This window comes from Pseudomonas sp. JV449, from assembly GCF_032424295.1.
In the GTDB taxonomy this organism is placed as follows: domain Bacteria; phylum Pseudomonadota; class Gammaproteobacteria; order Pseudomonadales; family Pseudomonadaceae; genus Aquipseudomonas; species Aquipseudomonas marginalis.
On sequence record NZ_VYKD01000018.1, the window covers coordinates 12222 to 33414 of the forward strand.

The 21193-nt window shown below is 62.0% G+C and carries 23 protein-coding genes; 8 read left to right on the forward strand and 15 right to left on the reverse strand.

Annotation, left to right across the window (positions count from 1 at the left end):
• Nucleotides 1-2 precede the first annotated feature (2 nt).
• The 5 genes from F6S08_RS17350 to F6S08_RS17370 form a co-directional block, all read right to left on the reverse strand.
• A complete protein-coding gene (locus tag F6S08_RS17350) occupies nt 3-770 on the reverse strand; it encodes a TonB family protein (protein ID WP_315872033.1) in 768 nt (255 codons plus the stop codon).
• Nucleotides 767-1213: a protein TolR gene (tolR, locus tag F6S08_RS17355; RefSeq protein ID WP_027607142.1), complete on the reverse strand. Its 447-nt coding sequence runs from the start codon at nt 1211-1213 to the stop codon at nt 767-769. The genes F6S08_RS17350 and tolR overlap by 4 nt, the downstream gene beginning before the upstream one ends.
• Nucleotides 1214-1227: 14 nt before the next feature.
• A complete protein-coding gene (gene tolQ / locus F6S08_RS17360) occupies nt 1228-1920 on the reverse strand; it encodes a protein TolQ (protein ID WP_065948159.1) in 693 nt (230 codons plus the stop codon).
• A gap of 47 nt (nt 1921-1967) precedes the next feature.
• A complete protein-coding gene (locus F6S08_RS17365; RefSeq protein WP_315872034.1) occupies nt 1968-3833 on the reverse strand; it encodes a phytase in 1866 nt (621 codons plus the stop codon).
• A gap of 141 nt (nt 3834-3974) precedes the next feature.
• Nucleotides 3975-6488, reverse strand: a complete 2514-nt coding sequence (locus tag F6S08_RS17370) for a TonB-dependent receptor (RefSeq protein WP_315872035.1) — start codon at nt 6486-6488, stop codon at nt 3975-3977.
• Between the two features lie 451 nt (nt 6489-6939).
• On the opposite strand from F6S08_RS17370, the gene F6S08_RS17375 reads away from it, so the two are divergent.
• Entirely contained in the window at nt 6940-7854 is a 915-nt protein-coding gene (locus F6S08_RS17375) for a GGDEF domain-containing protein (protein WP_024074876.1), read from the forward strand.
• A gap of 1 nt (nt 7855) precedes the next feature.
• Entirely contained in the window at nt 7856-8893 is a 1038-nt protein-coding gene (locus F6S08_RS17380) for an AraC family transcriptional regulator (protein ID WP_315872036.1), read from the forward strand.
• Here F6S08_RS17380 and F6S08_RS17385 read toward each other — a convergent pair.
• The 5 genes from F6S08_RS17385 to F6S08_RS17405 form a co-directional block, all read right to left on the reverse strand.
• Nucleotides 8880-9761: a LysR family transcriptional regulator gene (locus tag F6S08_RS17385; RefSeq protein WP_065927198.1), complete on the reverse strand. Its 882-nt coding sequence runs from the start codon at nt 9759-9761 to the stop codon at nt 8880-8882. The two genes, F6S08_RS17380 and F6S08_RS17385, sit on opposite strands and share 14 nt — an antisense overlap.
• A gap of 345 nt (nt 9762-10106) precedes the next feature.
• The gene (gene ycaC, locus F6S08_RS17390; protein ID WP_027607149.1) at nt 10107-10724 is read right to left on the reverse strand and encodes an isochorismate family cysteine hydrolase YcaC; all 618 of its coding nucleotides are present in this window, start codon (nt 10722-10724) and stop codon (nt 10107-10109) included.
• Between the two features lie 27 nt (nt 10725-10751).
• Entirely contained in the window at nt 10752-12590 is a 1839-nt protein-coding gene (locus F6S08_RS17395) for an amidohydrolase (protein ID WP_027607150.1), read from the reverse strand.
• Complete coding sequence (locus F6S08_RS17400; protein WP_315872037.1) at nt 12587-13177, reverse strand: antibiotic biosynthesis monooxygenase; 591 nt, start codon at nt 13175-13177, stop codon at nt 12587-12589. Before F6S08_RS17400 ends, F6S08_RS17395 begins: the two co-directional genes overlap by 4 nt.
• A 106-nt stretch (nt 13178-13283) precedes the next feature.
• A complete protein-coding gene (locus F6S08_RS17405; protein ID WP_065948154.1) occupies nt 13284-13871 on the reverse strand; it encodes an NUDIX domain-containing protein in 588 nt (195 codons plus the stop codon).
• Nucleotides 13872-14035: 164 nt separating this feature from the next.
• On the opposite strand from F6S08_RS17405, the gene F6S08_RS17410 reads away from it, so the two are divergent.
• Nucleotides 14036-14962 carry an alpha/beta hydrolase gene (locus tag F6S08_RS17410; protein WP_065927200.1) on the forward strand — a complete coding sequence of 309 codons (927 nt, stop codon included), beginning with the start codon at nt 14036-14038 and terminating at the stop codon, nt 14960-14962.
• A gap of 195 nt (nt 14963-15157) precedes the next feature.
• Here F6S08_RS17410 and F6S08_RS17415 read toward each other — a convergent pair whose 3' ends face one another.
• Complete coding sequence (locus tag F6S08_RS17415; protein ID WP_065927201.1) at nt 15158-16315, reverse strand: alpha-hydroxy acid oxidase; 1158 nt, start codon at nt 16313-16315, stop codon at nt 15158-15160.
• A gap of 121 nt (nt 16316-16436) precedes the next feature.
• On the opposite strand from F6S08_RS17415, the gene F6S08_RS17420 reads away from it, so the two are divergent.
• Nucleotides 16437-17222, forward strand: coding sequence for a DeoR/GlpR family DNA-binding transcription regulator (locus F6S08_RS17420; protein WP_315872038.1), 786 nt, complete (start codon nt 16437-16439; stop codon nt 17220-17222).
• A gap of 245 nt (nt 17223-17467) precedes the next feature.
• Here F6S08_RS17420 and F6S08_RS17425 read toward each other — a convergent pair whose 3' ends face one another.
• Together F6S08_RS17425 and F6S08_RS17430 are read right to left on the reverse strand one after the other, a co-directional pair.
• Nucleotides 17468-17902 (reverse strand): DNA methylase, encoded by a 435-nt coding sequence (locus tag F6S08_RS17425; protein WP_065927203.1) that lies wholly within the window; start codon nt 17900-17902, stop codon nt 17468-17470.
• A 2-nt stretch (nt 17903-17904) separates the two neighbouring features.
• On the reverse strand, nt 17905-18117 hold the full coding sequence (locus tag F6S08_RS17430; protein WP_065927204.1) for a hypothetical protein: 213 nt from the start codon (nt 18115-18117) through the stop codon (nt 17905-17907).
• Nucleotides 18118-18303: 186 nt separating this feature from the next.
• Between F6S08_RS17430 and F6S08_RS17435 the strand changes: the two genes are divergently transcribed.
• Together F6S08_RS17435 and F6S08_RS17440 are read left to right on the forward strand one after the other, a co-directional pair.
• Nucleotides 18304-18807, forward strand: a complete 504-nt coding sequence (locus F6S08_RS17435) for a DUF4142 domain-containing protein (RefSeq protein ID WP_315872039.1) — start codon at nt 18304-18306, stop codon at nt 18805-18807.
• Between the two features lie 30 nt (nt 18808-18837).
• The gene (locus tag F6S08_RS17440; RefSeq protein ID WP_065927206.1) at nt 18838-19398 is read left to right on the forward strand and encodes a type 1 glutamine amidotransferase domain-containing protein; all 561 of its coding nucleotides are present in this window, start codon (nt 18838-18840) and stop codon (nt 19396-19398) included.
• A gap of 61 nt (nt 19399-19459) precedes the next feature.
• Here F6S08_RS17440 and F6S08_RS17445 read toward each other — a convergent pair whose 3' ends face one another.
• On the reverse strand, nt 19460-19666 hold the full coding sequence (locus F6S08_RS17445) for a PLD nuclease N-terminal domain-containing protein (RefSeq protein ID WP_074847045.1): 207 nt from the start codon (nt 19664-19666) through the stop codon (nt 19460-19462).
• Between the two features lie 256 nt (nt 19667-19922).
• Here F6S08_RS17445 and F6S08_RS17450 point away from each other — a divergent pair, with 256 nt between their 5' ends.
• Together F6S08_RS17450 and F6S08_RS17455 are read left to right on the forward strand one after the other, a co-directional pair.
• On the forward strand, nt 19923-20399 hold the full coding sequence (locus F6S08_RS17450) for a hemerythrin domain-containing protein (protein WP_315872040.1): 477 nt from the start codon (nt 19923-19925) through the stop codon (nt 20397-20399).
• Between the two features lie 68 nt (nt 20400-20467).
• Nucleotides 20468-20746: a hypothetical protein gene (locus F6S08_RS17455; RefSeq protein ID WP_315872041.1), complete on the forward strand. Its 279-nt coding sequence runs from the start codon at nt 20468-20470 to the stop codon at nt 20744-20746.
• Here F6S08_RS17455 and F6S08_RS17460 read toward each other — a convergent pair.
• Nucleotides 20735-20944, reverse strand: a complete 210-nt coding sequence (locus F6S08_RS17460; protein WP_053130271.1) for a DUF3079 domain-containing protein — start codon at nt 20942-20944, stop codon at nt 20735-20737. The genes F6S08_RS17455 and F6S08_RS17460 overlap by 12 nt on opposite strands.
• Nucleotides 20945-21193: the final 249 nt, after the last annotated feature.

Here is a 21193-nt window from a genome sequence, read left to right on the forward strand (position 1 = left end):
CGTTACTTGATGCGGTAATGGAAGGTATTGCGCACCGCCGGTACGGCCACGGCCTTGCCATCAACGATCCTCGGCTGGTAGCGGAAAGTGTTCGCCGCCGCCAGTGAAGGCCGGATAAACAACGGGTGGCAGCCGTCCAGCACCTTGGGATTTTCCACGCGGCCTTGGGTGTTGACGCTGTACTCCAAGGTGCAGTCGCCCTCGATGTTCTTGTCCAGGGCGCGCTCGGGATAGTCCGGTGCCTCCTTGCTCAGGGGTTGGTATTGGCGGCTGTCGAAGGCCGGTGCAGGGGCTGGCGCGGGGGTGGCTGCCCGGGCTTTTTCAGCGGCCAGGCGTTGCTGATCGAGGCGTTGTTGTTCCAGCTCGCGGTTGCGTTGTTCGGTGGCCAGGCGTTCCTGCTGCTGCTCGAGTTTCTTGTCTTCGACGCGTTTACGCGCCAAGGCGGCTTTCTCGAGTTTTTGCGCCTGGACCTGTGGATCGACCACGGGCTTTACCGGCACCGGTATCACCACCGGTTCCGGCGGTACGGGGGCAGCCACCACCGGTTCAGGCTCGGGCGCTGGCGCCGGTGGCAGCATGACCAACTGCGTGTGCATCACCCGAGGGGCATCCACCACGGGCTTTTGCGTCGACCAGCCCAGCATCAACGCGGCCAGCACGCCGACGTGCAGCGCCACCGCCAGGCTGGCGGCGAGGCTGTTTCTCCAAAACCCCGAAGCATCCCGGGGCGCCATCGTCAGGGTGGGACTGTGCATGATCATCGCCGTCATTGCGGGGCCTCGGTCACCAGCCCCAGGTTGCTGACACCACCCTTCTGCAACACCGCCATGGCCGCGACCACACGGCCGTAACCGGCGTTGTCGTCGGCACGGATATAGACCTGAGTGTCGCTGCGCGCCGCCACCACCTGCATGACCTTGGCGCCCATTTCATCCAGGCTCACGGCGCTGTCGGTCTGGTGCTGGGTATCGAGTTCGCCGCCGAGGTTCCAGTAGTAGCCACCGTCGGCCTTTACCGACAGCGTGAGGATCTGCTGGCGGGTGTCGGTGGCCAACGCCTCGGCGGCGACCTTGGGCAGGTCGATCTTCACGCCCTGGGTCAGCATCGGCGCGGTGACCATGAAGATCACCAGCAGCACCAGCATCACGTCGATATACGGCACCACGTTCATCTCGGCCTTGGGCCCGTGCTTGCGTTGCGGCCTGACTAACATGGGAGTTGCTCCTTTCAGGCGGCGACGGCCAGGTTGATCGACGTACCGCGCAGGGTGCGGTGCAGGCGTACCTGCAGCTCATTGCCAAACGCGTAGTAACGGGTGAGCAGGGTCTGGCCGCGCGCCGCGAAGCGGTTGTAGGCGATCACCGCCGGGATCGCCGCGAACAGGCCGATGGCCGTGGCGATCAAGGCTTCGGCAATGCCCGGCGCTACGGTGGACAACGTCGCCTGTTGCACCTGGGACAAGCCGATAAACGAATTCATGATGCCCCACACCGTGCCGAACAGGCCAATGTACGGGCTGACCGAACCCACGGTCGCGAGAAATTGCAGGCCCTTTTCCAGCTCGATTTCCTGCTCGGTGATCGCCACCTGCAAGGCCCGCTCCACGCCTTCGAGCACCGCCGGGTCATGGCTATGCAAGTGCTGGTATTCCTGGACCCCGGCGATAAAGATCGGCGCAATGCCGCCCTCGCCCGCCAGCTGGACCTCACGGCACAGTGCCTGCAGATCCGGCGCGGCGCGAAAGCGCTGCACAAACGTATTCAACTGCCGCTCCAGGCGGCGCAGCACACTGCCGCGCTGGATAATCAGGTACCAGCTGAGCAAGGACGCCAACAGCAAGGTGAGCATGACAGCCTTGACCAACAGGCTGGCGTCGCTGATCAAACCCCAGATCGTCATATGTTCCATCGTCGCGTGCATGGTGAATCTCCCATTCGATTAAAAAGTGATGACCGGTTGATGACGGTTCACGGCAATTTCAATGCACGGGTGACCTCGGCCCAGGGCACGAACTTGAAGTTCTGGGTTTGCTCGGGCATGCGCTTGCGCCCGTCCTGCACCACCAGCATGCCTTGGCTCCATGGCCCGCCGAGGTTGATGGCGGTGACTTCCAGGCCATCGGTTTCCGACGCACCGTCGATACCGGCGGCGGCGTTCAAGCCGACGCGAAAGCCGCCGTGCACGGCAAACGGCGGTTCGGCATCCACCACCAGGTAGCTGTCATTGCCTTGGCTGGAGATCACCAGGTAGTCATGTTTATCGCTTTGGTACAGCGCCAGGCCCTCGACATCCGCATGCAATTGCGGGCCGACCTTGATCACGCTGGTCAACGTCGCCGGTTGATCGGCGCGCGCATCCACCGCCCACACGCCGACGTCTTCTTCACCGATAAACAGGCGCTGGCGCTGGTCGTCGGCCACACAGCCTTCGGGTTGGCTGTCGACCTTGAACTGACGCACCAGCTCGCCATGCACACGGCCGTCCGGCGCACTGAGGCGGTATTGCAGGAAGGTGCCGTCCTTGCCGTTGGCAATCGCGTAGATCTCGCCGCTGGCGGGCTGGAACAGGCAAATGCCATAGATTTCCTTGAGCGGCGTGGGCACTTCACCGGCCTCTCGCAGCTCGCCGCTCTGGCGGTCGATGCTGAACAGGCTCAGGCTGTTGTGATCGCGATTGCTCGCCACCGCCAGGTCCACCGTTTGCGCGCCAAGCTTGAAGTTGGGGCGTACGTCGACGTTATTCAGGCGGCCCACCGCCAGTTCCTGCAACAGCTTGCCGTCGAGGTCGTAGGCGAGCAGGCCCTGTTTCTTGTTGGTGCCGAGCACACGGCTGTTGGCCGGGGTTTGCGGGTGAATCCAGATCGCCGGGTCATCCGCCGCATCGCCCTGGCGGCCGACCGGGTCGCTCTGGCGCAAGGCCGCGACTTCCGGCAGCACCGGCGCCGCCGCGACGGGCTTGGCCTGCCAGTCGAGCCTGGCCTGGTAGAGCGTGCCGCTGTCATCATCGCGCACCAGCAGCTGGCGGCCATTGAGCGCCAATTGCTCCGGCTCTTTCAGGCCCGGCAGGCCCAGGCTCGGTTGCTCCACCCAGCGCTCGCCGGTGTGCTGGAACAGGTGTAACCGGGCGGTCTTCGGGTCCAGGGCAACCACACCACCGGGTACCAGCGCCATGGCCCCGGCTTCGCGCCTGGGAGTGTCGAACAGCGCCACCGGCGTGCGTTTCACCTCGGCTTCCGGGTGCGCCGGGTAGGCCCACCAGCCGACATTCTCTTCATTCACCAGCAACTGCTGGGTGGCATCGTCCACCTGACAGAACTGCGCCGACGGCGGCAGCGGCAGACCCCGTACACGCTGGGGGGCGGTGAGCAGCGTCGCGCCGTTGCCCACCAGCCATTGCTCGCCCTTGCCCTCTTCGCCCACCAGGAACACAAACAGATTGGCCGCGGCGTCGCGGTACAGGCACAAGCCATTTACCGGGTAGTCGCGGGTCGGCAGGTACAGCGGTTTGCCCCAGCTTTTGCTGGCGCTGTCCAGGCTGATCAGCAGCGCCTGTTGGCGCTCGTTGTCGAGGCTGGCGACCAGCACCTGGGCACCTGCGGCGCGGGTGTCGAGGCTGCTGAAGTTACCCTTGAATCGCGCCAGCTCGGCGCCCTGGCTGTCGAGCAGTTGCAGGCCGTCGCGGGTGCTGGTGGCCAGGCGCTCGGTGGTGTTGGGCAGGAAGGCCACGGCTTCGGCCTTCAAGGATGGCGCCCAAGGCGTCAGGGTCAGATCGGCAGCCAGTGCATGAGTGCAGGTCAACACCGATATCAGCAAGTACAGCTTGGAAATTCTCATGTACAAACAAATCCTTCGAAAACAATGGAGTTCCAATGTGGGAGGGGGCTTGCTCCCGATAGCGGTCAATCAGTGAAGGATGCACAACTGGCCCCCCTCATCGGGAGCAAGCCCCCTCCCACATTGGAATCGAGGTGTGAGTTAGAAATGAGTGAAGGTCAGTCCCACCTTGTAGGTCGGGCCGTACTCTTCGTATTGGCCGTTGTAGCTGCGGTGGCCGGTGTAGACGAAGTACGACTCATCGGTGAGGTTCTGGGCTTCGAAGCTGACTTGCAGGTTCTTGGTCAGCGAGTAGCGCGCGCTGAAGTCGACGAAGGTCTGGGCGTCGACGTGCAGGTCGTGGGCCTTGTCGTTGATCGAGGCCAGTTCATACAGGTAGGCCGACTTGTAGTTGGCCGACAGGCGCAGGCTGAGCTTGTCGTCCTCCCAGCCGAGCATCAGATTGCCGACGGTGTCCGACTGGTTGGGCAGGCTGATGTTGCGCTTGCGATTCGTGCCGCTGGCGGCGTCGAAGCCTTCCATATCGGCGCTGGAGCGGCTGAAGGTGCTGTTGGCGCCGATCAGCAAACCGTTCCACGGTGCGGGCAGCCAGTCGAACTTCTGTGAGTAGGCCAGTTCCAGGCCGTAGAGCTTGGCGCTGTCGCCGTTGGCGTAGGTGTGGGCCTCGGCGAAGTTGGTCCAGGCGCCGGTGCCGGCGAGGTCGGTGTTGTAGACGAAATTCTTGATGTCCTTGTAGAACACGAACGCCGACACGGTGCCGGCGCGGCCCATGAAGTGCTCGATACCCAGGTCAAGGTTGCTCGATTCCAGGGGCTTGAGGTCCGGGTTGCCGAAGGTGGCTTCGTCATCGTCGATCACAAAACCCGGCGCCAGCTGGCCGAACGTCGGGCGCACCACCGACTTGGTCCAGGCCGCGCGCACCTGGGTGTTCTTGTCGATCTGGTAGCGCGCATGCAGGCCCGGCAGCCAATGGTGATAGCGGCGCTTGGTCTCGGTGGGCGTGAACACGCCATCGGTGGCACCGGTGCCCTTGGCTTCGAACTCGGTGCCTTCGTAGCGCAGCCCGGCGATAAAGCGCCAGTCGTCAACGTCGAGGGTGTTCATCAGGTAGCCGGCGTTGATGTCCTCGCGGATGGTGAAGTCGTTGACCCGCGATTCGGTCTCGTCATAGAAGTCCGCCGGGTTGAGGCTGCCGATCAGCTGCTTGATGGCACCGGGGCTGATGCCGGGGCCGTAGTTGCCCAGGCGATAGTCGACGCTGCCCTTCTGGAAGCGGCTGAGGTTGAGTTGGTCGGCACTGAAGCCGAGGGTGTCGAAGTCTTCGTAGACCCAGGCCTCCAGGTCGTTGTCCTTGTTGCGGCGGCTGACCTTGCCGCCGAACTTGACCTGGGACGCATAGCCGCTCAGGTCATAGTCGCGGGCCAGGTCCAGGCGCAGGTTTTTCTCGGTGTCCGTGGTGTTCTGTTTTTCCCAGTCGACCTTGTCGAGGCTGAAGTTGCTGGCGTCGTAGAAGCCGCTGCCGATGATCGGGCGGGGTTTGTCCTTGTCGTAGAAACCGCTGCCTGCAAAGTCGCCGCCGTCGAAGGTGGCGCCGGCGATATGCGCCGGGCTGTCTTCGCTGGACTGGCTGTAGCCGGCCTGGCCGCTTAAGGTCCACAGGCCGAGCATGCGTTCGCCGCCGAATACATAGGATTGGATTTCCTGGGTTTCCTCACGGTTTTTCAGCTTGCGCTTGCCCTCGGCATCACCCAGTTGGCCCGGGGCCTGGGGGTCGGCAAACTCGATGCTGGTGGAGTTGCGGGTTTCGGTGTCGGTGTAGCGGCTGTAGAGGGTGCGCAGGTAGTAGCTGCTGAGGTCGTCGGGCTTGTAGTCGAAGTTCAGGCCACCGCCGGCACGCTCGCGGCTGATGTCGTAGTCGCGCTGTTCGAACTCGTTGAGCCGGGCGCCGTCGGTGAAGTCCCAGGCGCCGCCGGTTTCGACGTTGTCCGAGCCGAAGTCGCGCTTTTGCCAACTGAGGGCGGCGGCGACGCCGAAGTTGTCAATGCCGTCGCCGAGGCTGAAACGGTTACTGGCGGCGCCGGAGAATTTCGGGCTGGTCTGATGGGTGTTCTTGTCGTAGCTGGCTTCGCTGCTGCCGGTGTAGAACAAACCTTTATGGTCGAAGGCCGAGAGGCTTTGCACATCGACGGTGCCGCCGAGTGAATTGGCGTCCATGTCCGGGGTGAGGGTCTTGATCACCGACAGCGATTGCACCAGTTCCGAAGGCAGTACATCGAGGGCCACGGCGCGGCGCGCGCTTTCCGGGGCGGGCACCAGGGTGCCGTTGATGGTGACGCTGTTGAGGTCCGGGCCCAGGCCGCGCACGCTGACAAAGCGCCCTTCGCCCTGGTCGCGCTCCACACTGATGCCCGGCAGGCGCTGCGCCGCTTCGGCGACGTTCTGATCCGGCAACTGGGCCACGCCGTCGGCATGCACCACGCTCTTGATGCTGTCGGCGCTGCGTTGCTCCTTGAGCGCCTGGTCGATGGCGGCAGCCTGGCCGACCACCTCGACGTGCTCGGTGGCGCTCGCTTCGGCGGCGCTCAACCGTTCACTGGCCATCGCCAGGGCCAAGGCGGTAAGCGTAAAGCTGACGAGCCCGTTGCGCTTGTACATGCAATCCTCCCCAAGAATCCGTTGGCGCCAGGCAAGGGGCCCGGCAACTGGGAGGGCACGCTAGGGGTGGGGGATGACGGTTCTGTGACAGCAGGTCTGTGGCAGGCCCATAAACCGGGGGGTTTAGCCGATTTCCGGTTTGAAATGAGCTGAAATGACCTCAGTAGATCGAATGTGGGTGGGGGCTTGCTGTGGTGAGGGGGCTTGTCCTCCGACGGGTTCACTGAGGATACGGGGGGCCTGCTTCGCAGACCAGCGCGGGGCAAGCCCGCTCACCACAGCAAGCCTGCTCACCACATCAAGCCCGCTCACCACAGCAAGCTCCTCCCACATTTTTTGATCGCCCGTGTGTTTGAGCTGAGCTGATTCGACCCTCCTCCACCGTCATCCAACGGTCACATCCATCTGCTGTGCTGGCGCCCACCACTCATTTGCCCAAGGACCTGCGGCCATGTTTTCCGTGCTCAAGCCCCACCGCTGGAAACTCTCGTTGCTGCTGATCGCGGCCAACCTCGGGCTGATCCTGCACCTGGCCTGTGGCGAGTTGAAAAGCGTCAGCGAATGGGTGTGGCTGGATATCTTCGGCGAAGGCGGTTCCGCCCTGCTCGCTCTGGTATGGCTGGGCCTGGTGCTCAAAAGCCGCCCCGCCGGGCGCGTCACCAATTACCTGGCGCTGGGCCTGTCGTGCATCTTTTTCTCCTGGTGGATCGACAGCCTCGACGAATTTATCCGCCTGCCCGACAGCATCACTTGGGACCATTGGCTCGAGTCCGGGCCGATGCCGGTGGGCATGATCCTGCTGACCATCGGCATCTACCACTGGCACCGCGAACAACTGGCGATCAGCGCGCAGATGGAAAAGCGCGAGCGCTTGTTCCGTGAACATCGACTGTTCGACAAACTCACACCGCTGGCCGGCGCCGACTACCTCAAGCGCCAGTTGGCCGACAGCCTGCAGGACAGCCGCGAGCAGCAACAACCGCTGTCGCTGCTGGCCCTGGACCTGGACAACTTCGCCGCGATCAACCAGGCCTACGGGCATGCCGAGGGCGACGCGGTGTTGCAGGCCCTCAGCCATTTGCTGCTGCTCAACCTGCGCCGCCAGGACCTGCTGTGCCGCCTGGCCGGCGACCGTTTTGTGGTGCTGCTGCCCAACACCGGCGAACGCCAGGCCAAGGAGCTGGCGCTGGAGTTGCAGCAAGCGGTGCGCGGCCTGGCCCACAAGACCCGGCAACAGGGCGAACGCCTGCAACTGGCGGCGACCACCGCCGTGGTCATGGCCCTTGAAGAACCGCCCCAGGACTTGCTCAAGCGCCTGAACCTGGCATTGGCCAGGGCCAAGCAACCCCTTGCGAAAAGTGCCTGAGATGGCCGTGAAAACCAGCTGGTATGAAGCCGACAGCCGCTTTATCCCAGGGCATTACCAACCCGCCACGCTGATCGACCTGGCCTTGTCCCGCGACATCGACAGCCATCGCCTGCTGCGCGGCACCGGGCTGTTTCACGAGGACATCCTGGCCGGCACCGCGCACCTGAGCCCGCAGCAGTTTTTCGGCTTGATCGGCAACAGCCGCAAGTTACTGGACGCCGACGACAGCAGCTTCCTGTTTGGCCAGCGCCTGCTACCGGGCTATTACGGCGCCGCCAGCCACGCCCTTGGGCATGCGCAGAACCTGCACCAGGCCCTGGAGATCCTGATCCAGCAACAGGTGCTGCTCAGCCCGTTGGCCACCCTGCAACTGGAGCTGGATGAGCACCACGCCTACCTGTACTGGCTGGACAGTTGCGGCGCCGGCGAACACTGGCGCTTCCTGCTGGAAGCCAGCATGACCTCGCTGGTTGCCATGAGCCAATGGCTCAGCGGCGAACGCCTGCCGTGGGCGTGCAGTTTCAGCCATGCCGAACCGCGTTATATCGAGCAGTACTGGGTGCATCTGGGCGAAAACACGCGCTTCGAGCGCCCGCTGGACATGATGACGATCCCGCGCGAATACCTCACCCGCACCTGGCCGGGCGCCTCGACCACGGCCGGCCAGGTTGCACGTCGGCAAGCCCGCGAGCAGATCGAGCAGTTGGGCTTTGCCGGCAGCTTTCTCGACTGCCTCTACGAGTACCTGCGCGACCAGGTGCGCCAGCCGCCCAGCCTGGAACAGGCGGCCCAGGCCTTCGCCATGAGCCCGGCGACCCTCAAGCGCAAGTTGCACAAGCACGACACCGGTTTTCAACAGCAGGTGGACCGAGTGCGCAAGCAGGTGGCGTTGCACCTGTACCAGGTCAAGGGCTACAGCAATGATGAAGTGGCGGCGTACCTGAACTTCAACGATGCGGCGAATTTCCGGCGCTCATTCAAGCGCTGGACCGGCAGCACCCCGAACCTGATCCGCCAGCTGTTCAACAGCCGCTAGCCAGGCGTTCGCGCAGAAACTCCACCAGCGCCTGCACCGGCCGTGAGCTTTGCCGATGCTGGGGATACACCGCCGACAGGGTCAGGGCTTCGGGGGCAAAATCATCGAGGAGCGTGACCAGCCGGCCGTCCTTCAAGGCGTCGCCGACGATGAAGGTCGGCAGGTAGGTGACGCCCAGGCCGGCGACGGCGGTATCGCGCAGCAACTCGCCGTTATTCACGCGCATACGGCCGGTGACATTCAGTGCTTGCAGCTTGCCTTTGAAGCGCCATTGCACCTGGCGGCCATGGCCGTAGGGCAGGCAGTCGTGTTCGGCGAGGTCTTCGGGTTTAAGCGGCGTACCGCGCAGTGCCAGGTACTCGGGGCTGGCGCAATACACGCGCTCGATGCTGGCGATACGGCGAGCGATGAGGGTGGAATCTTCCAGGGTGCCGATGCGCAGCACCAGGTCGTAGCCCTCACCGATGAGGTCCACCGGGCGGTCGCTGAGGTCAACTTCCACCGAGACCTGGGGATGGCGCTGCAAGAACACCGGCAACAGGCAACCCAGGTGCGCCATGGCGAACGACAACGGCGCACTCAGGCGAATGGTGCCGCGCGGTTCACTGTTCTGGCCGGCGATGCCCTGCTCCACTTGCTCGACTTCGCCGAGCAGGCGCAAGGCGGACTCGTAGTAACTCTGGCCCAGGGGCGTGACATCCAGGCGGCGCGTGGAGCGGTTGAGCAGGCGCACGCCGAGGCGATCTTCCAGCTGGATCAGGCGGCGGCTGACGAATTGCTTGGACAGGCCCAATTGTTCGGCGGCGGCGGTGAAGCTGCCGGATTCCATGACCTGGCAGAACAGGCGCATGTCTTCGAAGGGGTTCATTGTCGCTTCTCGGTAGACGATGGGCTGTTTTATAACTGGATGGTCGCAACACCACAAATCAAATGTGGAAGGGAGCTTGCCCTAATGCCAGTCAGTTAAGGCTTTTTGTAGGAGCGAGCTTGCTCGCGAAAAACTCAAAGGCGCCGCGTTCATTCAGGAAGCACGCGTTATCGTTGACGTTTTTCGCGAGCAAGCTCGCTCCTACAGGAGGCGATGTACGCTTAACTGACTAGGCATTAGGGCTTGCCCCCGATAGCGGTGCATCAGTCAACAATACTGAGACTGACACACCGCAATCGGGGGCAAGCCCCCTCCCACATTGATCACTTACAGGCTGAGAACAACTTACTTGGCCGTAAACGCCGAGTAGCTGTTCATCAGGTTGCGGTAGTTGGGGATGCGCGGCGACAGCAGGTTGGCCAGGCCTTCCATGTCGTTGCGCCAGTCCACTTGCAGCTCGCAGGCCACGGCGAACCAGTTCACCAGTTGCGCACCGGCGGCGGTCATACGCGCCCAGGCGGCTTGTTGCACGGTTTCGTTGAAGGTACCGGAGGCGTCGGTGACCACGAACACCTCGAAGCCTTCGTCGAGGGCGCACAGGGTCGGGAACGCCACGCACACGTCCGTCACCACACCGGCAATGATGATCTGCTTACGACCGGTAGCCTTGACCGCCTTGACGAAATCCTCGTTGTCCCAGGCGTTGATCTGGCCAGGACGGGCAATGTACGGCGCGTCCGGGAACAGTGCCTTGAGTTCCGGCACCAGTGGGCCGTTGGGACCGCCTTCAAAACTGGTGGTCAGGATGGTCGGCAGGTTGAAGAACTTCGCCACGTCGGCCAGGGCCAATACGTTGTTCTTGAATTCGTTGGGGGAGAAATCCTGCACCAGGGAGATCAGGCCGGTCTGGTGATCCACCAACAGCACCACGGCGTCATCTTTGTTCAAGCGCTTGTAAGTCATGGGTTAACTCCTTTGTGGGTTTAGGTATCAGAACGCAAAGCACGAGCAGCCAAACGCCCCCCAGAAACCCTGGAAGTCGCTGACCGGCACGCTGGAAAGGCGCGCCTTTTCGTGGCTGTGGGAATGCACGCCGCACGGGCCGCTGCATTGGTGAACTTGAGCCTGCACAGGCGAACTCGGACGCCAGTGCCCCGGCACCTTGACCACCGGCGACCAGTCCGGCAGCACGGGCACCCGCGGCGGTGCAAAGTCTTCGAAGTCGCCGGCGCCGTAGACCACCTTGCCGCCAACCACGGTGAGCACCGATTCGATCCACTTGATGGCTTCTTCATCGACGCTGAAAAAGTCCGCCGACAGCGCCGCCACGTCCGCCAATTGGCCGACCTTGATCTGGCCTTTCTTGCCCTGCTCGGACGAGAACCAGGCGCTGCCATGGGTGAACAGTTCCAGCGCGGTCAGGCGCGGCAGGCCTTCGGCGTGCAGCTCCAGGCCACCGACGGTGCGGCCGCTGACCATCCAGTACAGCGAAGTCCACGGGTTGTAGCTCGAGACCCGCGTGGCATCGGTGCCCGCCCCTACCGGCACGCCTTCGGCCAGCATGCGCTTGATCGGTGGCGTGGCTTCGGCGGCCTTGGCGCCGTAGCGCTCGACAAAATATTCGCCCTGGAACGCCATGCGGTCCTGGATCGCGATACCACCACCGAGGGCGCGGACCCGCTCGATATTCTTCGGGGTGATGGTTTCGGCATGGTCGAAGAACCACGGCAAGCCATTGAACGGGATGTCGCGGTTGACCTTCTCGAACACATCAAGCATGCGCGAGATGGACTCGTCATAGGTGGCATGCAGGCGGAACGGCCAGCGCTGCTCCACCAGATGGCGCACCACCGGTTCCAGCTCCTGCTCCATGGTCAGCGGCAGGTCGGGACGGGGTTCGAGGAAGTCTTCGAAGTCGGCGGCCGAGAACACCAGCATCTCGCCGGCGCCGTTGTGACGCAGGTAGTCATCGCCCTGGTGCAGGGTGACGCTGCCGGTCCAGTTCTTGAAGTCGCTGAGTTCTTCCTTGGGCTTCTGGGTGAACAGGTTGTAGGCGATGCGCACCGTCAACTGTTCATCCTTGGCCAGTTGTTCGATCACCGCGTAGTCATCGGGGTAGTTCTGGAAACCACCGCCGGCATCGATGGCGCTGGTCAGGCCGAGACGATTGAGTTCACGCATGAACTGGCGGGTGGAGTTGACCTGGTATTCCAGCGGCAGTTTCGGGCCTTTGGCCAGGGTCGAGTAGAGGATCATCGCATTCGGCCGCGCCACCAGCATGCCGGTGGGGTTGCCGTGGCTGTCGCGCACGATCTCGCCACCCGGCGGGTTCGGCGTGTCCTTGGTGTAGCCGGCCACGCGCAGGGCGGCGCGGTTGAGCAAGGCGCGGTCATACAGGTGCAGCACAAACACCGGGGTGTCCGGCGCGGCCTGGTTGAGCTCTTCCAGGGTCGGCATGCGTTTTTCGGCGAACTGGAATTCGTTCCAGCCACCGACCACCCGCACCCATTGCGGCGTAGGGGTTCGGTCGGCCTGCTCCTTGAGCATGCGCAGGGCATCGGCCAGGGACGGCACGCCTTCCCAGCGCAGCTCGAGGTTGTAGTTCAGCCCGCCACGGATCAGGTGCAGGTGCGAGTCATTGAGGCCAGGGATCACGGTACGGCCCTTGAGGTCGATGACCTGGGTGCCGCTGCCACGCAGGGCCATGGCCTCGCCATCGGTGCCGACGGCAACGAAGCGCCCCTCGCGGATGGCGACGGCAGTTGCCCGCGGGTTTTCCCGGTCCACGGTGTGGAACTGGCCATTGAACAGAATCAGATCGGCGTTCATAGGGTTTCCTTTACAGAGGCTTCAAGCCAGGGAGCGAACAGGCGGGTAGCCGCCGGCATCAGCAGGTAGACCACCAGCAGGACGATGGTCACGGTGACCAGGAAGGTGGAGACCACGTAGTTGGACAGGAACGGGTGCAGACGCAGGATCGGCCCCCAGATAAACGGCAACAGCAAGGTCTGCGGCAAAATTACAAACAGGCTGACCACCGCCTGCTTCCAGCGCGGCGGCTTGGCGGCGCTGTCGGCCAGGGGCGTGAACCAGAATTCGTTGACCGCACCGATTTCGGTCTTGTCGCCGTCGGCCAGCATCGGCGTGGCTTCGGCGATCAGGGTTTTGCGCTCGGGTGAATTGAGCCAGGTTTCCAGGTCGTCGGTGGAGCGGTAGCGCAATACGCAGGTGAACAGCGCCAGGCCGTTCTGTTTGCTGCGCACGACGTCGACACCGAGGTGGCCGGGACGCTCGCCGGCGATGCGCACGGTGCGGCGTAGCCAGGCTTCGTAGTCGGCTTCGCGGCCGGCCTTGATCAGGTGTTTGACGACCAGGGTGACGACTTCGTCGGGCCCTGTCTGTGGTGCTGGGTCCATGGTATGCCCCTCTGCCTTGAAATTTCAGCGATGAGGGGAGTTTGCCGAGGACAGCGTCAGGAAAATTGCATGTACGTGCTGTTTGAGGGGGATGGCTGGAAAGGGCTCACCAGCCTTCTTTCAGCATGCGCAACTCCAGGTGCTGCAACAGCATGATGGTCTTGCCGTCGGCGATCTCGCCGCTCTGCACCATGGCCAGCGCGCGCTCAAAACCCAGCTCCAGCACCTCGATGTCCTCGCCCTCCTCTTCCAGGCCGCCGCCATGGCCGACCCGGTCCCCCGGCTGGTACTCGCCGAGGAAAAAGTGAATCCGCTCAGTGACCGACCCGGGGCTCATGAACGCCGCATAGATCTTCTCCACATGCCCGACGCGATAACCGGTTTCCTCCTCCGCCTCCAGGCGAATGCGCTCTTCGGGGCTGGCGTTGTCCAGCAACCCCGCCGCCGCTTCAATCAGGTAACCGGGATAGTCATTGACGAAGGTGGGCATGCGGAACTGGCGAATCAGCAACACGGTGCGTTGCTCGCGGTTGTACAGCAGGATGGTCGCGCCATTGCCGCGGTCATACACCTCGCGGGTCTGGGCTTGCCAACTGCCGTCGCGGCGACGCAGGTCGAAGCTGTATTTTTTCAGCAGGTACCAGTTGTCCGAGAGGGTTTCTTCGGCGGTGATGCGAACGGGGCTGTTGTCCATGGTCAGTCCTTTGCTCAAAAGAGCGCGAGCATGTCGCGCTGGCATCAATGGCGTCAAATGCTGTAACACTTTGCAAGCAATCGCCGTGGGCGGCCGTCGAATTTATACCTGCCTGTGTAGGCCATCTGGTAAAACCCCCACTTCACCTTTGCCCTGGAATCTTCATGCCCTCTCGTTTTCTATCGCGCCTGAGCCTGCGCTGGTTTCCCCTGCTGTGCATGGCACTGTTGATCGTCGGCCTGCCCGTGGGCTGCGCGGTGCTGCAACACAAGGAGCGCGAGCTGGTGTTTCGCATCGAGCCCGGCACCGCCAGTTGGTACAGCGGCTTACCCAAGGCGGTGCAGGAATTCGAGCTTAAGCCCGCCAGTTTCAAATCGGGGCAGAACATTCATGGCTGGTGGTACCCGGCAGCCAACAAGGACGCGCCGGCGATCCTCTACCTGCATGGCGTGCGCTGGAACCTCACCGGGCAGCTGTTTCGCATCGAGCAATTGCACGCCCTGGGTTACTCGGTGCTGGCCATCGACTATCGCGGTTTTGGCCAGAGCCACGGCGAGCTGCCCTCGGAAACCACGGTCTACGAAGACGCGCGCATCGCCTGGGAACGCTTCCAGGTGCTGCAACCGGACCCCGGCAAGCGCCTGATCTACGGGCACTCACTCGGCGGCGCGGTAGCCATCGACCTGGCCGCCGAACTGGGCAAGCAAACGCCACTGCCGGTACGTGGGCTGGTCATCGAATCCACCTTCACCTCCCTGGCCGATGTAGCCGCGGCGGTGGCCAATACTTCGCTGCCGGTGCGTTGGTTGCTGTCGCAGAAGTTCGACTCCATCGACAAGATCGCCGATATCCATATGCCATTGCTGGTGGTGCATGGCCTGGATGATCGCTATGTGCCGCCCCGCTTCAGCGAGCAACTATTTGAAGCGGCCCGGCAACCCAAACGCCTCTTATTGGTGCCGGGTGCCAGCCACAACAACAGCATGAGCCTGGCCGGTCGCAGCTATCGCCAGGCACTCGACAACCTGATGCAAGCGAAGATGCCCGCCCAGGTTGTCACCCACGCAACCGGCCGTGACAACGAGTCATAAATCCGTTTTTCGGCACTGGGTTCGCGCTTGGCTGTCAAGCGCAAACCCTGCCCATACTGGCCCTCGCCGGCAGTTGATCAAATATTAACCTTTGGTTAAATCGCCAACCCTGCCGGGCGTTCGCAAAGTTATCCACAGAGATACCCACGGTTTTCGTGGACAACTCTTTTTATTTTTTTACGATTTTTTTGCTGATTAAACGATTTTTGGAAATGTACCCGGCAGCAGAATCTCGCGATTCACATCGCGTATATCGTTATAGCCACACAGCGCCATCGACACGTCCAATTCACGGGCGATGATCTCGAGCGCCTTGGTCACCCCTGCTTCGCCCATCGCGCCCAGACCATACAAATGCGGGCGACCGATCATGGTGCCCTTGGCGCCGAGTGCCATCGCCTTGAGCACGTCCTGGCCGGAGCGAATGCCGCCGTCCAGCCACACCTCAATGCGCTCGCCCACCGCGTCGACAATCGCCGGCAACTGGCTGATGCTCGACGGCGCACCATCCAACTGGCGGCCACCGTGGTTGCTCACCACCAGTGCATCCGCCCCGGAATTGGCAGCCAGGCGCGCGTCTTCCACATCGAGGATGCCCTTGATGATCAGCTTGCCGCCCCAGCACTGCTTGATCCATTCCACATCGTCCCAGCTCAGGCGCGGGTCGAATTGCTGGGCGGTCCACGATGACAGCGAACCCATGTCCGCGACGCCCTTCACATGCCCGACGATATTGCCGAAGCCACGCCGCCGGGTACCGAGCATGCCCATCACCCAGCGCGGCCTGGTGGCCATGTTGAGGAGGTTCGGCAAGGTCAACCTGGGCGGTGCCGACAAGCCGTTGATCAAATCCTTGTGACGCTGCCCGAGGATCTGCAGGTCCAGGGTCAGCACCAGTGCGTCCACACCGGCCGCCTTGGCACGCTCGATCAATTGCTCGACAAAGCCACGGTCGCGCATCACATACAGCTGGAACCAGAACGGCTTGCCGACCTGTTCGGCGATGTCCTCCAACGAACAGATACTCATGGTCGACAAGGTATAGCGCAGGCCAAACGCGGCGGCGGCCCGGGCGGTAAGAATCTCGCCATCGGCATGTTGCATGCCCGCCAGACCGGTGGGGGCCAAGGCAACGGGCATGGCCATGTCCTGGCCGAGCATGGTGGCGCGGATCGAACGTTCATCGATATTGCGCGCCACGCGCTGGCGGAATTTGATCCGGGCAAAATCGCTTTCATTGGCGCGGTAGGTGCTTTCAGTCCAGGACCCGGAATCGGCGTAATCGTAGAACATCCGTGGCACCCGCTTTTGCGCCAGCTTGCGTAAATCTTCGATGGTTGTAATCAACGACATCTAGGTCACCTCTCCCTGAACTGAGCGCAGAGAGTAACCGCCCCACGGGTGGGCAACCAGCCATTGCGTTTATATCGACTGCAGACTAATCTCGCACAAACCCGCAAAAAAGCGCACAAACATGCACAACACCCATCACGCCATCGACCTGCCTTCCCTGCGAAAACAAAAGATCCTGTTATTGCTGGAACGCGACGGCAAAGTCACTGCCTCGGAGATGGTGGAGCACTTCGCCGTGTCCCAGGACACCATCCGCCGCGACCTCGGCGAACTCGCCGCCGCCGGCCTGTTGCAGCGCGTGCACGGTGGCGCCCTGCCCCGGCCCAAGGACACCGGCAAGGACTTCTTCACCCGCGTCGGCGAGACCAATGAAGCCAAGCGTCAACTCGCGCAACTCGCCGCCGACCAGGTGCAAGACGGCCAGATCGTGCTGTTCGATTCCGGCTCCACCACCTTGCAGATCGCCCAGTCATTGCCGCATTCGATCCGCCTCACGGTGGTCACGCCATCACCGATGATCGCCATCGCCCTGGCCGACCACCGCGATGTGAAAGTGATACTTGCCGGCGGCCAACTCAACCCGGCCACCTTGTCCACCAGCGGTCACGAGGCGGTGCGCCTGATCCAGGGCATCAAGGCCGACCTGCTGTTTACCGGGGTATGCGCACTGCATCCGCAAGTGGGCATCAGCTCGCTGCATTTTGATGAAGTGGCGGTCAAGCAGGCCCTGCTCGACAGCGCCTCCTATGTGGTGGCGGTGACCATGGCCGACAAACTGGGTGCGGTTGAACCGTTTGTGGTGGCTCCGTGCAACCGTATTCACACGTTGATCACGGAGTGGCATGTGCCGAGTGTGGAGGCGTATGAGCAATTAGGGTTGGAGGTGTTGCGGGTCGAGGTCGAGTAGGTACAGGGCATCAAATGGCGGTGTGGCTGGCAGGCTTTTTTTGTGGTGAGCGGGCTTGCCCCGCGCTGGGGCGCGTAGCGGCCCCTCATAAGGCCACCGCCATTATCCTGCCTGCCTGAACGCGGTGACTGGTTTTAGGGCCGCTTCGCAGCCCAGCGCGGGGCAAGCCCGCTCACCACAACAAGCTCACTCACCCCAAAAAAGCTTGCTCACCACAGCAAGCTCACTAGCCACAACAAGCCTGCTCACCACGACAGCACCTTGGCCGCATCGCGCATGAAAATCTCGATGGTCTTGGGCCCCACGCCGTCAAATTCACCCAGGCGCTGTTCGAACGCCTGGCGGTTTTCGCTGGCACTGCGGATGTGGCTGATCTTGCCGGCGTACTCGGCGTTCAGCTTGGCACTCAGGTCCAGCAGGCGCTGTGCGGTGCTTTCGTCGTACCGCACGTAGTGGCCACGCCCCAACATCGCCACCAATTCCTTGGAGGTGCAATGTTGCAGCTTGCGCGCCGTATCGCGCCCCTCTTCCTCAACGATCACCTTGTAGGCCTGCGCCGCAATCGGCGCCTGGATGCGCTTGCCCATCAGGAAGCTGGCGACAAGCCACTTGAACAGGCTGGCGTCATCCCCAGGCTTGAGATCGATGCCCAGTTCAGCCGCTGAAATAGACTTGGCCATGCTCAGTGCCCCAGCTTGCGCTCGGCATCATCCGCCCGTTCGTTGATGGCGTCGGCCTGGCGTTCGGTGTCCTTGATCGAGGTGGGTGTCAGCACTTTGTCGACGGTTTCGGTGCTGGGATTCGGGCGTTCCAGTGGCTGGTCCTTGGCGGCTTTATCAGTACCTTTTTGCGCCTGTTCGGAACTGATCGGGTCTGGGGTTTTATCGGCAGTCACAGTGAAATCTCCTGGCAGTTGAAGGCTCGCGAAAGCGGCGGGCACTTACGCAGCAGAGGCCTGTGAATGTCGATAGTTCAAGGAAATTGCCGCGGACAAACAGGAACAAAAAAATTTAAACCTTTTGCCCCGGCCTCGGCTCAACAGTCAGGTAACGGCATCCCGCCACTTTCAAGGAGCTCCATCATGACCACTCTGCTGATAAAACAAATGGGCCTGACTTTCGTACTGGTTGCGGGCGCAATATCCAACGCCATGGCCGCCACCTCCAACAGCTTCGTCGATGACGCAGCCCAAGGCGGTATCACCGAGGTGGAAGCCGGCAAACTGGCCCTCGAAAAAAGCAGCTCGGCCGACGTGAAGACGTTTGCCCAGCACATGGTCACCGACCATACCAAGGCCAATCAGGAACTGATGGCCCTGGCAAAAAAACTCGACATCGAAGTGCCGGATGACGCGGCCCTGACTGACAAGGCCAAGAAAGCCATCCTGGAACTGCGCGACGAATCATTTGACAAGGCCTACGCCAACAACCAGGTCGACGCCCATGAAAAAACCGTCGAGCTGTTCAAGAAGGAAGCTGCTTCCTCGGACAATGCCGAGCTGAAAGCCTTCGCCACCAAGACGCTGCCAACCCTTGAAGCCCATTTGAAAATGGCCAAGGAGCTGCAAGCCAAGCACGACCATTAATTCATTCCTGACTCAAGGAGACATTCGATCATGAGTTCGCAACTCAACGGCAAGAAGATTCTGGTCATCACCTCCAACACCGGCATCGAGCGCGACGAACTGCTCAAGCCCCTGGAAGCACTGCGTGGCTATGGCGCCACGGTGACCCACGCGTCCAGCAAAGGCGGCTCCACCCAGACCTTTGTCGGCGACACCGAAAAGGACAAAACCGTGGAATCCGACGTGCAACTGTCGGACGTGGCCAGCAGCGACTTTGACGCCCTTGTGATCCCTGGCGGTACCGTCAATGCCGATACCCTGCGCCAGGACGCGGCGGCGCTGCGCCTGATCAAGGACTTTGCCCAAGCCGGTAAAACCATCGCGGCGATCTGTCACGGCCCATGGACGCTGATCGACGCCGGCGTAATCAAGGGCAAGACCCTGACCTCGTACAAAAGCGTGCGCATCGACCTGGAAAACGCTGGCGCGGCCGGGTGGGTCGATACCGAAGTCAAGCAATGCCAGGCCAATGGCTGGACCTTGATCACCTCGCGTACACCGGACGATCTGCCTGCTTTCAACGAGGCGATTGCCCAGGCTGTCGCTGGTTGAACCGCCAACATTGAACGCAAACAGGCGCCTTTCGGCGCCTGTTTTGCTTTACCCCTGCCACTCAGCTTTTACGCTGTTCCGGCATCTCCCGCTTGGGCCCGAACATGGCCCATGCAATAAGGCCCAGCAGCGGTACGAAGATCAGGATCACCAGCCATAAGCCCTTGGTCTCCCAGCCACTGGTGCTGCGCAATACGATATTGATCGCCCACAATTCCAAAAGCAGCAGAACTACCGCCAACGCAATCCAGATATATTGAATTTCCATGCTTCACCTCCTAGGTCGTATGCGTTAGTTCAAGCATCGGCCGCGAGGGTTCATTTAAATTTTCCTGGGTGGTGGAATGCAACGTGCCCCCAGGCCGACCATGCAACCTGCACGACAGGCCCTCTCTCCAATCCTCTTCAACCAATTGAATTAAAAGGCCAATTTAAAATCGCTCAAGTTGGTACGCCTGATGCACCACTGCACGGGACGAGGCGTGCATATCGACGCGCCCTGAGTTTCCCGTGAGGTGTCACCGATGAATGCCATTGACCTGCTCAAAGCCGACCACGAACGCGTAAAGGCCCTGTTGACTCAATTGAGTGAGTCCACCGAACGCGGGGTGAAAAAGCGCACGGAGCTGCTGGCCAAGCTGGAAGCGGAAATCAGCCTGCACACCAGGCTGGAAGAAGAAATCCTCTACCCGGCGTTCAGAAAGGCCGGCGGCAAGGAACAGGACATCATGTACCACGAGGCCAAGGAAGAGCACCGCACCGTCGACGCCCTGGTGCTGCCCGACCTGAAGCAGACCGAACCGTCGACCACCGAGTTTTCCGGCCGCGTCAAGGTGGTCAAGGAATTGCTCGAGCACCATATCGAAGAAGAGGAAACCGAGATGTTCCCTCAGGCCAAAAAACTGCTCGGCAAGGCGCTGCTTGAAGAGTTGGGCGCCGAAATGGAAGCCATGAAAGCGGCGCATAAAAAGTCGCTATCAAGCAAGCCCATGGCGGCTTGATCGAGGCAGGACCGGAGCCTGGAATTCATCCAGGCTCCTGATACATCTACACGATAGGGGATAGCGTCATGAAGACCAGATCGTCCCAACGGATTGTGCTTATCGTCGGCCTGTCAGCCCTGCTCTCCGGCCCCGCCCTCGCCGCCTTTGGCGATAACCCGGAACCTGCCGCCAACGCCTTGAGTGGCGACAGCGCCGCCGGCTCCGCCCTGCCACCGGGGACCTACCCCAGCAGCCCCTCGGACAGCGACAAAAAAACCAAGGACACCGCCAAACCGCCGAGCAAACCCGTCAGGCCGGCTGACACCCCTAAAGACGACAAGGAAAAACCCCGCTCAGGCAGCTGACGGCTCATCCGCCACCGGCGGCTCGGGCGCAAGCCCCCAGTCGCCATGCTCGTACCAGTCATCCCCGATCATCTCGGCCGGGTGCATGGTGCGGTCGGCGCCATTGCCGCAAGCCAGGTCGGTGGCAGCACAGTAGCGATCACAGCCCCAACAGATACGTTCGGGATGCTTGGGGTGCAGCGGAAAAGGCTTGGCCATGAGTCGACTCCCTGGCGACGAACACTCCCTGCAACCTACCCCCATACAGCCTGTACAACCTTGACCGGCATCAAGCCTGGCCAAGATGAAATATCCTCGGAACTTGACAAGAATCATTATTATTTACTGCTGATCTTCCTAGACTCGGGTTCTCTCTCCACACCCATCAGGAAGCCTCCATGCGTACCCCTTCTTTGCTGTGCCTTGCCCTGCTGCTGAGCACCTCCGTGGCAGTTGCCAAGGAGTATC